Genomic DNA, 14,344 nt, shown 5'->3' with positions numbered 1-14,344 from the left:
TTGCTTTTGCTTTTGCTTTTGCTTTTGCTTTTGCTTTTGCTTTTGCTTTTGCTTTTGCTTTTGCTTTTGCTTTTGCTTTTGCTTTTGCTTTTGCTAGCCAATTATACTCTAAACTCTATTGTTTCCGCATCTTCTGTTTGATCTTGCCCATCCATATATGCAATAAGTCTTTCTAATTCAGCTTCAGAGGAGAAAGCAATTTCAATTTTTCCTTGTACCTTTTTGCCTGCACGGAATTTAATATTCACAGAGGACCCTAAGCTTAGTTTTAAACGGTCCATTAGAGCACGAACTTCTGCCGTATTTTGGGGTTTACCAGTCTTTGCTTTAGATGATTTATTTTGCATAGACTTAACAAGGGCCTCTGCTTGTCTAGCGCTTAGCTCGCCCTCTTTAATACGTTCAGCTGCTTCCATTTGTTGAGCTGCACTTCTTAAAGCTAATAATGGACGAGCTTGACCAACCGTCAAATCACCTTCAATAAGATCTTTTTGTACAGAATCACATAATTTTAAAAGGCGAACCATATTAGCAATATATGAACGACTACGGCCAAGACGAGCAGAAATCATTTCTTGCGTTTGCTTATAGGTATCCATCAATCCTTGATAAGCCAATGCTTCTTCAATGGGATCTAATCCTTCACGTTGTAAGTTTTCTACAAGAGCAACCTCTGTCATTTCTTCGGTATTATATTTTTTAACAATAACTGGTACTGTTTTTAATCCAGCAATCATAGCAGCACGATAACGGCGCTCACCAGCCACAATTTGATATTTATTTTTTTGTTTACGAACCACAATAGGTTGAAAAATACCAAGATTCTTGATTGATTCGGCCAATGTAGCTAGACTATCCTCATCAAAACTTTTACGTGGTTGGTCTACATTTGGAACTAGCTCAGAAATCGGCAGTTCATGTATCTCTTTATCAGGCAATACAGACTCTACAGAGTCAACCTTCATCAAATTCTCAAGGCCCTTCCCCAATCCAGACGCTTTGCTTTTCTTGCTTTTAATTTCTCTTGGCATACAACTAACCCTCTCAGCCTTACAAATATTTACAAATTCAAAATATGTAAATCACACAAACCACCAAAAACTAATATACTTAGCATTAGATACATACATATAACAGATACTTATTACCTTTAGGTACTTACTTCGCTTTAATATATATTTATTGAGTTTTAGTACTTATTTATCTCTAGTGCTTATTTAGTTTTAGATGCTTTAATTACCTCTTTAGCTAATTTCGTATATACATCAGCACCTTTGGATTTTGGATCATATACAATGATTGGCTCCCCATAACTAGGCGCCTCACTTAAACGTACATTACGAGGAATAATTGTTTTATATACTTTATTGCCAAAGAATTTCTTCACTTCATCGGCTACTTGAATAGATAGGTTTGTGCGGCCATCAAACATAGTCAATAGTACGCCTTCAATTTCAAGATCTTTATTGGATGTTTGTTGCACAATTGTTATCGTTTTAACTAATTGACTAACCCCTTCCAATGCGTAAAACTCACTTTGAATTGGAATCAACACACTATCAGCAGCAGTGAAGGCATTTAATGTTAATAATCCGAGAGATGGTGGACAATCTATAACGATAAAATCATATGTATCTCGCACTGACGCCAATGCTTTTTTCAACATTGTTTCACGTGAAACAACGGAAACTAGTTCTACTTCAGCACCAGCTAGTTGAATTGTTGCAGGCGCCACAAATAAGTTTTCAAGCATTGTAGGTTGTACAATATCAGCAATTGGTTCTCCATCAATTAGAACATCATGCACACAGAGCTCTAAATCATCCTTTTCAATACCTAGCCCAGAACTAGCATTACCTTGTGGATCCAAATCAACCAGTAACACTTTCTTACCTGCATCAGCTAAACAAGCACTCAAATTTACTGATGTTGTAGTTTTACCAACACCGCCTTTTTGATTAGTAATAGCTATAACTTTGCCCACTTAATTCACCTCACATCTTCGTTCAAAATATTTCTTTTCCATTATAACATAAAACAATGCTAATTACGGTATTTATAAATCAATTTCTCATTAATTTTTTATCTACTACATTATTTTTCCACATACATTTATATTATGTCCATAAACTTATAGGTAAATAACTTCATTAATATAATTACAACGCTTATTTTTTATTGTTTCACGTGAAACATAACAATTTATTTTTTCATTATATATTTACAACACTAAATAGAAAAAAATTACATCAAATGTTCTGTAGATTTTACGATTAAATGTTTCACGTGAAACATTTAAGAATTAAGGCCTAACGCAAAAATATCAAATTGTAAAATCAATAAAAATTTTACAGTAAAAAACCATTACTTTAATATAAATCCTATGCCAATAGTTCAATATATACAGATTTATTTTATATTATCTTTTTTATTTATAGAACTAAACCATTAGCGAAAGGTATGAAGTAACAATACTTTGATCGGTAACATGTATATATAACAATAATATACGAAATGTAATATATTAATTTAATACTATACTCTTATATACGCTTAACAACATATAATCAGATCATATTTAACAAATTGTTTCACGTGAAACATTAAAGTTAACATTAAATACATAAAAACTTTATCGTCAATAACTTTTATGTCCAAAAAAGCATTTTGATATAACTTCAAACTATATCTATATACTACTAAATTATATGAGAATACAGGTCCTATATACTTTGACAGGTATTATCCATATCTATATACTATTAGTTAGATAGTAATTAGATTGATAATCTTAAGAGTCTAGAAAAATTACTTTATAAGATTTATATACAATTGATAACAGTAAGCACATGCTCTACGGACACGCAGAGCTTTTTATTTTGAAGAGGAGGCGTTTCTATGCCCATCTATAACGGAATGCTTCCTGCCATCGACAAAGCAGAAGTAAAACGATACGCAGGACTTCGTCACGCTGAGGATTTCCCACAAAACTATGTTGACGAAGCATGTAAGGAAATCCAATTATTAGCAACACCTAAGGGTGTATATCAAGAATATGATTACGATGCAGAAACAAAGACTATTTTAAGTAATCCACCCCTAAAAATTGAAGGGTCTATTATCGAAAAACACTTAGAAAAATCTACTAAGGTATACGTATTAGGCGTAACAGTAGGTGAAGATGTAGAAATTCGTAGTGAGCAGTTATTTAAACAAGGTAATTATACGGTGGGTTTATTACTTGATGCAGCAGCTACAACTGCAGTAGAACAGGTAGCTGATCAGGTAAACGAAGTAATCAATACGATTGCTAAGAAGCAGGGATATAAGCCAACATGGCGTTTTAGTCCTGGTTATGGCAATTGGCCACTAGAGATTCAGCCTAAATTAGCTAAAATTATTAAAACTGAGCTAATTGGCTTACAAGTTACAGAGAACTATTTATTATTCCCACGTAAATCTGTAACAGCTATCATCGGTTTAATGCCAGCAAATGAAGATATTAAAACAAAAAGAGGCTGTACATCTTGTTCACAACAAGACTGCGCTTCTCGTAAATTACCAGAGAAAGCAACAGTTAACGACAAGGATAGGGGAGAAGAGGATAGTAGAAAAACTACTGCCGATATTTCTGGTATCGCTATGAAAGGTCAACCAACAGAGTGATGTTTCACGTGAAACATTTTAATTTTAAACTATTAAAGGAAGATGTTTATGTATATATTTGACGGTGCTATGGGCACAATGCTACAAGCCGCAGGCTTAGAAGAGGGCTATTGTCCGGAGCTATTTAACGTAGAAAGGCCAGAAGTAGTAAAGGATATTCACGCTCAATACTTACAACATGGCAGTGATGTAATCACAACAAATACGTTCGGCGCTTGTGGGCTTAAACTAGAAGATTATGACTTACAAGATCGTGTAAGAGAAATAAATATTGCTGCTGTAAAAGTAGCCAAAGAAGCGATTGCAGAGGTTAAACCATCTGCCCGTGTAGCTGGCTCTATGGGTCCTACAGGCCGCTTCTTACAACCATTAGGCAATATGAGCTTTGATGATATTTACGACACATACCGCGAGCAAGCCGAGGCTTTAATCGAAGGTGGTGTTGATTTCATCATCATTGAAACCATTATTGACGTACAAGAAATGCGTGCCGCTTTATTAGCATCTCTAGATGCTCGCAAAGCAGCAGGCAAAACGAAAAAAGATGTACAAATCATCTGTCAATTTTCTTTCAGCGAAGACGGTCGTACCATTACAGGTACACCACCTGCAGTAGCAACTACTATCGTAGAAGCTATGGGTGCAGATATCATCGGTATCAACTGTTCTCTTGGACCCGAGCAAATTAGACCACTTATCGAAGAGATTGCAAGTGTTACAAACTTACCAATCAGCTGTCAACCAAATGCCGGTATGCCACAACTGATTAATAAACAAACTGTATTCCCACTTACAGCAGAAGAAATGGGACCATTGATGCTCGATATCGTTGATGCAGGCGCTAGTTATGTTGGTGGTTGCTGCGGTACGACACCAGCTCATATCCAATCTATTTCCAATGCTGTAAAAGCACATACACCTAAAGAGCGTGCTCATATCAAACCTAAAACAATTATTACAAGCCGTACTAGATTGTTAGAATTAGGTCACAATACAAAACCGCTTATCATTGGTGAACGTATTAACCCAACAGGTCGTAAAGTTCTCGCTCAAGAATTGCGCGATGGCTCTTTCATTCGTGTAAAGCGCGATGCCTTAGATCAAGTAGAGGCGGGGGCAAACATCCTCGATGTAAACATGGGCGTAGCTGGCATGGATCAAACTCCATTGATGGAACGAGCAATCTTTGAATTATCCATGCTTGTTGAAACTCCATTGTCTATCGATACATTGGATCCAGCAGCTATGGAGGTAGCTCTTAAAAACTACCCAGGCCGCGCGCTTATTAACTCCGTAAATGGGGAGGAGGAGTCCATCACTCAAGTTATGCCTTTAGCTAAGCGATACGGTGCAGCATTGCTTTGCTTGCCATTATCCAGTGGTGACCTTCCTGAAAAAGCAGAGGACCGCGTTGCTTTAGCTGAAAGCATCGTAAATCGCGCGTATGGTTATGGTCTTCAACCACATGACTTATTACTCGATCCATTGGTATTAACACTTGCCAGCGGTGAAGATAGTGCACGCCAAACATTGCGTACACTACAATTATATAAAGAAAAATTTGGCTTCCCAACAGTAATGGGCTTGTCTAATATCTCCTTTGGCATGCCTCAACGTCCATACTTGAACGGCCAGTTTTTAACAATGGCCCTTGCATGTGGCTTAACAACACCGATTATGAACCCTCTAAATTATCCAGCCAAAAAAGCTTTTGTATCTAGTACAACACTTTTAGGCTGGGACCCAGGTTCTGCTGAATTTATTAAAGAATACGGATACGAAGACGAAACAAGTGCACCAGGCAACGCTGCACCTAAAGGGCCAGATAAAAAATCCTTCGATAGTAATGATCCTTTAGCCAATATTCGCGCATGTGTAGAACAAGGCGAAAAGGAAGCTATCATTGATCTTGTAAAAAAAGCCTTAGCAGATGGTATCGATCCATTAGATCTTACGAAAAAAGGTTTATCTGAAGCGATGAACGTAGTAGGGGATAAGTTTGGCTCTGGTAAATTATTCTTACCACAAGTAATGCTTGCTGCTGAAACAATGCAAGCTGCTTTCAACACCATTAAAGAAATTATTCCTGCTAGTGAAAGCTTAGATAAAGGCACCGTTGTCGTGGCTACAGTTAAAGGCGACATTCACGATTTAGGTAAAAATATCGTAGCAGCATTACTTGAAAACAATGGCTACAAAATCATCGACCTTGGTAAGGACGTTGACCCAGAAATTATCGTACAAGCCATTAAAGATAACAAAGCCGCTCTAGTAGGTATTTGTTCCTTGATGACGACTACAATGCCACAAATAGACAATACCATCGCTGCTATCCGTGCAGCAGGCCTTAAAACTAAGGTCATGGTTGGCGGCGCCGTAGTATCTCAAGACTACGCAGACCAAGCGGGCGCAGATATCTACGCTAAAGACGGCATCGCTGCTGTTAACCACGCTAACGACTTTTTTGAAACACTAGAAAAATAATTTATAGTAACGAGGTACATGATGACATTAAGAGAAAAACATCAACAAGGGCAGTTCACCATTACGGTTGAATTGGATCCTCCTAAAAGCAGTTCTGCGGAAAAGACCTTCGAACAAGCAGCCCGTTTAAAAGGGAAGGTGGATGCTATCAACATCGCTGATAGCCCTATGTCCAAAATGCGCATGAGCCCAATTTCTCTTTCTTATTTGTTACAGCATAACAAAGAGATTGAAACCATTTTCCACCTTACATGCCGCGACCGCAATATTATCGGTTTGCAATCTGAATTACTCGGTGCAGCAGCGTTGGGTGTGCATAATATTTTAACCCTCACTGGTGACAAACCAGATAACGGGGACCATCCATTTGCACAATCTGTATTTGAAGTCGACTGTATGGGACTACTCAATATCGCCAAGACATTAAATGCAGGCAAAGACCTTGCAGGTAATGACCTAGACTCACCTACAAACTTCTACATCGGTGCAACTGGTAATCCTGGTGCTCCAGATTTAGAGATTGAACGCCAAAAATTGGCTGCTAAAATTCAAAATGGCGCTCACTTTGTACAAACACAACCAATTTACGATTTAGAACAGGCAAAACGCTACATTGACAAAATGTCTGAATTCGATGTACCTATCATGCTCGGTTTGATTCCACTTAAAAGCTTTAAAATGGCCACATACCTCCACGAAAAAGTGCCTGGAATCAACCTTACTCAAGAAATATTGGAGCGCATGGAAAAAAGTGGTAAAGAGGCTGGTACAGAAATCGCTATCGAAACACTTGAACAAATCAAGAAAATTGCAGCAGGCGTACATATCATGCCTTTAAATGATATCGATACAACGTTACATATTATTGACCACGTATAAGTCATTTTAATGTTTGCATAGAATACCTTTCCCAGGGACTCCAAAGCGAGCTAAGTCGTCCTTAGGGAAAGGTATTCTATTTTCATTTAAACTAATTTATCCTATATCAAAATAACTCCTCCTTAAAATGTTGTTGTAAACGATATCATTTAATAGGTAGTGGGGAGGGGGATAGAAAACGAGCTAAGTCATTCCTAATGAAAGGAAAGAGGATGCAAATATAAAATTTTCATCCTCTTTTTGTACTTGTTTTGTATTGTATTGCTAGTTTTATTAAGTTTCACACAATATGTACTAGTAAAAATCATACTAACGGTTTGTCTTTGATTTCTTTTGGTTTTCGTGGATATTGTTTTGGTGTTTTTCCAATTTTCTTTATATACACGATTGCTCGTTTATCCTCTAAGGTTGGCAAAGTAACGGTCCTTACTTCTTCGATAGTAGCTTTTAGTGTGCTAAGGGCTTTATTAGATTCTTTCACTTCTTCTTCGTAGATAGCTCCTTTTAAAGCAACTATGTATCCACCTTCTTTTACGTATGGCACAGTCCATTCTAAAAGAATCGGCAAGCGTGCCACGGCACGGCTCGTAGCAATATCAAAGCTTTCACGGTAATCTTGATGACTCAAATCCTCCGCACGTCCGTGTAAGGTAGTACAGTTCGTCAGTTTTAGTTCATCTATAACCGATTCCAAAAAGGTAAGCCGCTTTTTCAAAGAATCAAACAGGGTAACCTTGAGGCTACGGTCATAGATAGCCAATGGAATACCAGGGAAACCTGCACCGGTACCAACATCGATAATCGTCATGTCAGATTTGATAATTTCAGAATCATAACAGGAGAGGGAGTCAATCATGTGCTTAACCACGACCTCTTTCATATCCGTAATACCCGTTAGATTGAGATATTTATTTGTTTCAATCATATGCGCATAATACATGTAAAAGTCTTTGGCTTGCTCTTCCGTACAAGGCAAGCCAAAATGGCTCATTTGCTCCATCATGTACGAAACAAATTCAGACTGAGGTGCTATAGGCACATCGTATTTTTCTTTCATAAGTACACCTAATGAATTGTCTAATATGTATAGGACAATAAGATCTGTAAGAAATATCTTCTAAAAAGTTCATATAAAATGCATGTTATTACATGCTATTTTATTTACTTCTGTTGTATTGTTCGAGTTGGATCAACAGAACAGATACGTCCGCAGGTGATACACCAGAGATACGGCTTGCTTGGCCGATGGAGTGAGGGCGAATTTTGTTGAGCTTTTGTTGAGCTTCAAGGGAAATACCCTTGATTTGTGCATAATCCCATTCTTTTGGAAGAATTTTTTCTTCTAGTTTACGAACCTTATCGACTTGCTCCATTTGCTTCTTGATGTACCCTTCGTAAGTAATGGAAATGTCAACAGTTTCCTCTACATCAGGTGTATAGCGTTTCAAACCAAATGCATCGGCTACGATGGCGTAAGAGAGTTCGTTACGTTTTACTAAATCATAAGCGTGAATACCTGTTCTAATAGGTGCTGTACCTAGACTTTCAAGCAAAGCTTGTGTTTCCTTGGATGGATTGACAGGTGTATTTCGTAACATGTCCATTGCTTCTTCGATAGCAGCTTTTTTAGCTGTAAATTTGGCCCAACGATCATCTTTTACAAGACCGATTTCACGGCCTTTTTCCGTAAGACGCATGTCTGCATTATCTTGACGAAGCAATAAGCGGTATTCACTGCGGCTTGTCATCATGCGATACGGTTCATTTGTACCTTTTGTTACAAGATCATCGATGAGAACACCGATGTACGCTTCAGAGCGAGCAAGGATGAATGGTTCTTTACCTTCAAGCCACAATGCTGCGTTGATACCAGCCATGAGGCCTTGAGCAGCCGCTTCTTCATAGCCAGATGTACCATTAGCTTGACCCGCAGAGTAGAGGCCTTCAATATGTTTCACTTGAAGTGCTGGTGTCAATTGTGTTGGATTTAAGCAATCGTATTCGATAGCATAGGCAGGGCGCATAATTTCAACATTCTCAAGCCCTGGGATGGTACGCAAGAATGCATATTGTACGTCCATAGGAAGGGATGTACTCATACCTTGAACGTACATTTCATTTGTACCCGTACCTTCTGGTTCTACGAATAATTGATGGCGTTCTTTATCGGCAAAGCGCACTACTTTATCTTCGATGGAAGGGCAATAACGAGGGCCTACGCCTTCGATTTTGCCACTATACATAGGAGCGCGGTGAATATTGCTATGAATGATTTCGTGCGTTTCTTTGTTAGTATACGTCAACCAACATACATCTTCATTACGGTTAATCCATTCATCCATGAAGGAAAATGCGTGATGATGTGCATCGCCTTCTTGAACTACCATATTTTCGAGGTTTAAAGTACGTTTATCTACACGTGCTGGTGTACCCGTCTTAAAGCGCATCAATTCAACACCATTATCGAGCAAGGATTGAGAGAAATGCTCCGCTACACGTTGGCCATTTGGACCACCCACATAATCGATATCGCCGATGAGGATTTTACCTTTCAAATAGGTACCTGTACAAAGAATTACCGCCTTAGCGCCATAAAATTCACCAAGTTCCGTAACGATACCTGTGACCTTGCCAGCCTCAACCTTAAGCTCAGTCACCATGATTTGCTTAACATTGAGATTATCTGTATTCTCCAATGTTTGTTTCATCAAATGTTGATATTTAATCTTGTCGGATTGACAGCGCAAAGAATGAACGGCAGGTCCTTTGCCCATATTGAGCATACGCATTTGAATAGCCGTAGCATCCGCATTGATACCCATTTGACCGCCTAATGCGTCAACTTCGTAAACAAGATGACTTTTACCAGGTCCACCTACGGCAGGGTTGCACGGCATAAGCGCAATATTATCTAAACTGATGGTCGCCATCAACGTGCGATGACCCATGCGAGCAGTGGCGAGAGCCGCCTCACAACCAGCATGACCACCGCCGATGACGATGACATCATAATTATCTACTGTGTACATATCAATTAAATTCCTTATATTTGTTACTTATCTTATTGTGAAAGTATATTTTATTCAAACTACGAGGCCGAATAGCCCAGAGTACAGGTCGCTCGCTGAGCATTTTTCTTCGAAAAATTGCACGCTCCGACCAAAGCGATGCAGTGTCCCTGTCGTCGCAAGCTCCTCCATTGACTACTGCCCTGCTTTTACTTACCTAAACAAAAACGACTGAAGAGTTCGTCGATCATGGATTCTCGGATGGTATCGCCTGTGATGTCGCCTAGTAGTTCCCAGGCACTGCGCAGGTCGGTAGCTACAAAGTCTACTGGCATGCCCATGTCGATGGAGGAGAGGGCTTGTTCGACTTGTGCCTTTGCTTGTTCCATAAGGCTAATGTGGCGCACGTTACTAATCATGGCGCTGTTGTCTTGTTTTACGCGACCGCCATAGACGAGATCTTGTACCCATTTAGAGAGAACTGCAGAGCCTTCCCCTTCTTTAGCACTAATGCGTTCTATGGCTGTAAAGGTGCCGTGTTCTTTAATATTTTCATCTGTAACGACTTGTGCCACGTCGGACTTATTGAGGAGTACGATAGTATTTAAACCGCTCACAGAGGTCAAAATTTCGATTTCTTCAGAGTTTAACGGAGTAGATCCGTCAATAACGCAGAGCACGATGTCTGCTTTGTTGATATAATCGCGAGCACGCTCCACACCAAGGGCTTCTACCGTATCTTGTGTGTCCCGAATACCTGCCGTATCGATGAGGCGTAGAGAAATGCCTTCTACGGTCATATATTCTTCAATACTGTCCCGCGTTGTACCAGGAATATCCGTTACGATAGCGCGGTTTTCGCGCAAAAGAGCGTTCATGAGGCTCGATTTACCTGCATTTGGACGGCCTACAATAACCGTCGTAATACCGTCCCGAATGAGGCGACCTGTATTCGCTGTGGACAAAAGATCATCCATGGCTTTCAAAATAGGCTCTAGCTGTTCACGAACCTCTTGGCTCGTTACGTCCTCGATATCCTCCTCAGGATAGTCGATGGTTACCTCTAAATGAGCAATCATGGCGATGAGCTGTTCTCGCACATCTTTCACAAAGGACGAAACAGTCCCATCTAGCTGAGATACAGCGAGGGAGAGGGAGTCCTCCGTTTTCGCTTCAATAATATCAATGATCGCCTCCGCTTGGGTGAGGTCGATACGTCCGTTCATAAAGGCGCGCTTCGTAAATTCACCGGCCTCAGCCATGCGCACATCGTGATTGACGAGGAGTTTCAGAATTTGTCGAACCGGTACAATGCCACCGTGACACTGAATTTCTACCACATCTTCCGCCGTGTAGGAATGAGGCCCTTTCATTAATAGTACAAGTACCTCGTCGATGGTCTTGTTCGTCGCTGGGTCCACAATGGTCCCATATTGTATCGTTCTATTTTGGCGGTCCATCAAAGGAACGGTGCCAGTGCTCTTGAACAGGCTATTTACAATAGGAAAACTATCCTTGCCGCTGACCCGAATAATACCAACCCCACCGATGCCGGGCGGTGTCGCAATGGCCGCTATTGTATCATCTATATACATACATATCTCCGTATTTCGATTATCTAGTATTTGTTTTTGTATATGTTCTTCGCCTGTGAAAGTTAAACTAAACTAATCTTTGCATGCGAAGATTAACTTAGGTTAGCTTTCACCATAACCTAAAGAATAAAGGGAACAGCCCTCAAGTAACGGAAAATCCTAGCTACTTGAAAGCTGCACCACTATATTTTATTTTTTGTACGAAATCACAACGTGACGGAATGGTTCGTCCCCTTCACTGTTGGTAACAACGTTTTTATCTCCTTGAAGGGCAGTATGAATGATTTTACGTTCAAAAGCATTCATCGGTTCTAAGGAAACCTTTTGACGGTTGCGTTTCACCTTAGAAGCCAAGCGTTTCGCGAGATTTACCAATGTTTCTTCTCGGCGAGAACGATAGTTTTCCACATCTACCACGATATGGCAATGGCCAGATACATCCTTGTGAGCCACGAGATTTGTTAAGTATTGAATAGCATCCAAGGTTTGACCATGTTTGCCGATCAAAATACCTAGCTCTTCGCCGTGTACTTGGAATGTGATTTTATCTTTCGTCATCATCTTTTCGATAACCACAGTGAGGCCCATTTGTGTAAACATATCATCGAGGAATTGTTTACCTTTTTCAGCAATTTCTTGTTGATCTTCTTTTGAAAGTTCTTTTTTAGAAGATTTTTCCGTTATAGTATTTTCAGAAGTTTCAACTGCTGTATCTTGTACTTCTGTTTCGCTTGTTGCCACTGGTTCGGAAGCAATAGCTACAGATTGTTCTTCTGCGTTAGCTACTTCTTTTGCAGTAGCAGATTGAGCCAAAGCAGTGAAGAATAAGCGAACAACTGCTGGTTTACGACCAATGCCTAAAAATCCACTAGAAGGTTGTTCTAAGACTTTAGTTTCTACCAATTCTTGACCTTCAGCGGCTAATTGAGCTACACCTTTAGCAATGGCATCTTCAATGGTTTTAGCAGATACATCGATAAATTCCATAATTGCCTCCTACTTAGCGTTCAAATTTTTGTAAATGAAATGCTGTTGAATCAATTGGAATACGTTAGAAACTACCCAGTAGATAACGAGACCAGATGGGAAGCTCAAAGAAATGTAACCAATGAATAAAGGCATAAAGATTGTCATAATCTTTTGTTGTTGCGCAGCTGCACCAGTCGCACCATTACTAGTTTGACGAGACATAACCCATGTGGATAATGCACTCAAAATAGGTAAGATGTACATTGGATCTGGATCGCCAAGGCTAGGCAACCACAAGAATTGTACAAAGTTTGGATCGTATGGGTAATCTTTCAAAGCCCAGTAAATCGCGATCAAGAATGGCATTTGTACCAACAATGGCAAGCAACCAGCCAATGGGTTAACGCCCATTTCTTTATACAATGCACCCATTTCCGCTTGCAGTTTTGCAGGATCGTTTTTGTATTTATCTTGCAATTGTTTCATGCGAGGCTGCAATTCTTGCATAGCCTTCATGGATTTGATTTGCTTAACAGTAAGTGGTGCCAAAATCGCTTTAATAACGATTGTTAAAAGGATAATAGCCACACCGTAGCTTGGATAACCTATCATTTGAGTCAATTGGAACGCATAAGTTACCAATGTGCTCATTAAATCAACGATAGGTTGGAAAATACCACTTAAAAAGTCCATTGTTTCTCCTTTTTCATACAGTCCCAAATCGTCCTTTGCGCATCTATATATCGTTATGGTATGGTCTAAATTTCATCCATACAGATGCTCAGGTATTTCCAAAACTGTGCTCGATGGTTTTTATGAAAGTAACTTTCACAGAACGCATCCAGCCTAATCCCACGTGGATTAGGGAACTGGATCGTAGCCACCCTTATGGAAAGGATGACAGCGAAGAATGCGTTTTAAACCCATCCAGCTACCTTTCAAAGGACCATATTTTTCGATGGCCTGCAGAGTATATGTGGAACATGTCGGATAATAACGGCAACATCCAGGTTTTAAGGGAGATATGGCGAGCTGATAAAACCTAATTAAAAGTCGTAAAAGCATGGTTATACAGCGTTTCATGGAAACCTCCATATACACAAAAAGGACCAAAGCCTCTAACTTGTGGTCCTATTTATCATTTTGTATCAATAATTTGCTTTTTCGCAAGAGATACAAAATCTCCTTTTCCGCTTTTTCATAGGTAGCGTTTTTCAGAGGGCCACGTCCAACAATTACGATATGATACCCTTCGCGAATGGCGTGCTGATTGAGGCGATATACCTCTTTCATCAGGCGTCTAGCTCGGTTGCGCTCCACTGCACAACCAACCTTTTTGCCTGTTACAAAACCAATGCGCGTAGGTTGCTTTGCCACGGGCATACGATACAGTACACACATACGGCCTACTTCGTATTTTCCGTGCTTATACACAAGGCGATATTCATTATTGTGCGTCAGTCGTCTTGCTTTATCAAGGCAATAATCCATATGCATTGTCCTTAAGTCCTAAGAATAGAAAAACTTGGCAGCAGCGCCAAGTTTTTTCTCCTGCCTAACAGCTATTATATTATGCAGATAAGCGTTTTCTGCCTTTTGCACGTCTTCTTTTCAAAACGAGACGGCCACCAATAGTTTTCATGCGTTCACGGAAACCATGGGTACGTTTTCTCCAAAGAGTATTTGGTTGGTAAGTACGTTTCATTAGTAAAACACCTCCTCGTCATTCTGTATTGTTTTACT

General features: G+C 39.7%; 13 protein-coding genes. 3 read left to right on the top strand and 10 right to left on the bottom strand.

The features are described from left to right. Positions 1 to 101 precede the first annotated feature (101 nt). The gene (locus E7B10_RS09050) at positions 102 to 1,031 is read right to left on the bottom strand and encodes a ParB/RepB/Spo0J family partition protein (RefSeq protein WP_316055609.1); all 930 of its coding nucleotides are present in this window, start codon (positions 1,029 to 1,031) and stop codon (positions 102 to 104) included. 182 nt (positions 1,032 to 1,213) lie between these two features. Further along, entirely contained in the window at positions 1,214 to 1,984 is a 771-nt protein-coding gene (locus E7B10_RS09045; RefSeq protein ID WP_004698040.1) for a ParA family protein, read from the bottom strand. A gap of 914 nt (positions 1,985 to 2,898) precedes the next feature. On the opposite strand from E7B10_RS09045, the gene E7B10_RS09040 reads away from it, so the two are divergent. The 3 genes from E7B10_RS09040 to E7B10_RS09030 are packed head-to-tail and all read left to right on the top strand — an operon-like array spanning position 2,899 to position 7,029. Then, positions 2,899 to 3,666 (top strand): methionine synthase, encoded by a 768-nt coding sequence (locus E7B10_RS09040; protein ID WP_316055608.1) that lies wholly within the window; start codon positions 2,899 to 2,901, stop codon positions 3,664 to 3,666. Between the two features lie 48 nt (positions 3,667 to 3,714). Beyond that, on the top strand, positions 3,715 to 6,150 hold the full coding sequence (locus E7B10_RS09035) for a homocysteine S-methyltransferase family protein (RefSeq protein WP_316055607.1): 2,436 nt from the start codon (positions 3,715 to 3,717) through the stop codon (positions 6,148 to 6,150). Positions 6,151 to 6,171: 21 nt separating this feature from the next. Continuing rightward, positions 6,172 to 7,029, top strand: a complete 858-nt coding sequence (locus E7B10_RS09030) for a methylenetetrahydrofolate reductase (RefSeq protein WP_316055606.1) — start codon at positions 6,172 to 6,174, stop codon at positions 7,027 to 7,029. Positions 7,030 to 7,333: 304 nt separating this feature from the next. Here the strand turns inward: E7B10_RS09030 and rsmG are convergent, their stop codons facing one another. From rsmG to rpmH, 8 genes are all read right to left on the bottom strand, one after another. After that, positions 7,334 to 8,086: a 16S rRNA (guanine(527)-N(7))-methyltransferase RsmG gene (gene rsmG, locus E7B10_RS09025; RefSeq protein WP_287529208.1), complete on the bottom strand. Its 753-nt coding sequence runs from the start codon at positions 8,084 to 8,086 to the stop codon at positions 7,334 to 7,336. A 100-nt stretch (positions 8,087 to 8,186) separates the two neighbouring features. Continuing rightward, positions 8,187 to 10,058 (bottom strand): tRNA uridine-5-carboxymethylaminomethyl(34) synthesis enzyme MnmG, encoded by a 1,872-nt coding sequence (gene mnmG, locus E7B10_RS09020; protein WP_316055605.1) that lies wholly within the window; start codon positions 10,056 to 10,058, stop codon positions 8,187 to 8,189. Between the two features lie 188 nt (positions 10,059 to 10,246). After that, entirely contained in the window at positions 10,247 to 11,632 is a 1,386-nt protein-coding gene (gene mnmE, locus E7B10_RS09015; protein WP_287529206.1) for a tRNA uridine-5-carboxymethylaminomethyl(34) synthesis GTPase MnmE, read from the bottom strand. 189 nt (positions 11,633 to 11,821) lie between these two features. Then, complete coding sequence (gene jag / locus E7B10_RS09010) at positions 11,822 to 12,619, bottom strand: RNA-binding cell elongation regulator Jag/EloR (RefSeq protein ID WP_120055213.1); 798 nt, start codon at positions 12,617 to 12,619, stop codon at positions 11,822 to 11,824. Positions 12,620 to 12,628: 9 nt separating this feature from the next. After that, positions 12,629 to 13,294 carry a YidC/Oxa1 family membrane protein insertase gene (locus E7B10_RS09005; RefSeq protein ID WP_004692948.1) on the bottom strand — a complete coding sequence of 222 codons (666 nt, stop codon included), beginning with the start codon at positions 13,292 to 13,294 and terminating at the stop codon, positions 12,629 to 12,631. A 168-nt stretch (positions 13,295 to 13,462) separates the two neighbouring features. Then, positions 13,463 to 13,684 (bottom strand): membrane protein insertion efficiency factor YidD, encoded by a 222-nt coding sequence (yidD, locus tag E7B10_RS09000; protein WP_012865047.1) that lies wholly within the window; start codon positions 13,682 to 13,684, stop codon positions 13,463 to 13,465. A gap of 48 nt (positions 13,685 to 13,732) precedes the next feature. Beyond that, the gene (gene rnpA, locus E7B10_RS08995; RefSeq protein WP_004692947.1) at positions 13,733 to 14,092 is read right to left on the bottom strand and encodes a ribonuclease P protein component; all 360 of its coding nucleotides are present in this window, start codon (positions 14,090 to 14,092) and stop codon (positions 13,733 to 13,735) included. A 79-nt stretch (positions 14,093 to 14,171) separates the two neighbouring features. Next, the gene (gene rpmH, locus E7B10_RS08990) at positions 14,172 to 14,306 is read right to left on the bottom strand and encodes a 50S ribosomal protein L34 (protein WP_004692946.1); all 135 of its coding nucleotides are present in this window, start codon (positions 14,304 to 14,306) and stop codon (positions 14,172 to 14,174) included. Between the last annotated feature and the right edge of the window lie 38 nt (positions 14,307 to 14,344).

The sequence above is a fragment of the Veillonella sp. genome (assembly GCF_032470285.1).
Classification (GTDB): Bacteria; Bacillota; Negativicutes; order Veillonellales; family Veillonellaceae; genus Veillonella.
This window is presented reverse-complemented; position numbering and strand designations above follow the sequence as displayed.

What these genes read in the sequence shown, in the direction of transcription:
- jag (WP_120055213.1), bottom strand. Translation starts at nt 12,619, where the DNA reads ATGGAATTTATCGATGTATCTGCTAAAACCATTGAAGATGCCATTGCT.
- E7B10_RS09005 (WP_004692948.1), bottom strand. Translation starts at nt 13,294, where the DNA reads ATGGACTTTTTAAGTGGTATTTTCCAACCTATCGTTGATTTAATGAGC.
- rsmG (WP_287529208.1), bottom strand. Translation starts at nt 8,086, where the DNA reads ATGAAAGAAAAATACGATGTGCCTATAGCACCTCAGTCTGAATTTGTT.
- mnmE (WP_287529206.1), bottom strand. Translation starts at nt 11,632, where the DNA reads ATGTATATAGATGATACAATAGCGGCCATTGCGACACCGCCCGGCATC.
- E7B10_RS09050 (WP_316055609.1), bottom strand. Translation starts at nt 1,031, where the DNA reads ATGCCAAGAGAAATTAAAAGCAAGAAAAGCAAAGCGTCTGGATTGGGG.
- E7B10_RS09030 (WP_316055606.1), top strand. Translation starts at nt 6,172, where the DNA reads ATGACATTAAGAGAAAAACATCAACAAGGGCAGTTCACCATTACGGTT.
- mnmG (WP_316055605.1), bottom strand. Translation starts at nt 10,058, where the DNA reads ATGTACACAGTAGATAATTATGATGTCATCGTCATCGGCGGTGGTCAT.
- E7B10_RS09035 (WP_316055607.1), top strand. Translation starts at nt 3,715, where the DNA reads ATGTATATATTTGACGGTGCTATGGGCACAATGCTACAAGCCGCAGGC.
- E7B10_RS09040 (WP_316055608.1), top strand. Translation starts at nt 2,899, where the DNA reads ATGCCCATCTATAACGGAATGCTTCCTGCCATCGACAAAGCAGAAGTA.
- yidD (WP_012865047.1), bottom strand. Translation starts at nt 13,684, where the DNA reads ATGAAACGCTGTATAACCATGCTTTTACGACTTTTAATTAGGTTTTAT.
- rpmH (WP_004692946.1), bottom strand. Translation starts at nt 14,306, where the DNA reads ATGAAACGTACTTACCAACCAAATACTCTTTGGAGAAAACGTACCCAT.
- rnpA (WP_004692947.1), bottom strand. Translation starts at nt 14,092, where the DNA reads ATGGATTATTGCCTTGATAAAGCAAGACGACTGACGCACAATAATGAA.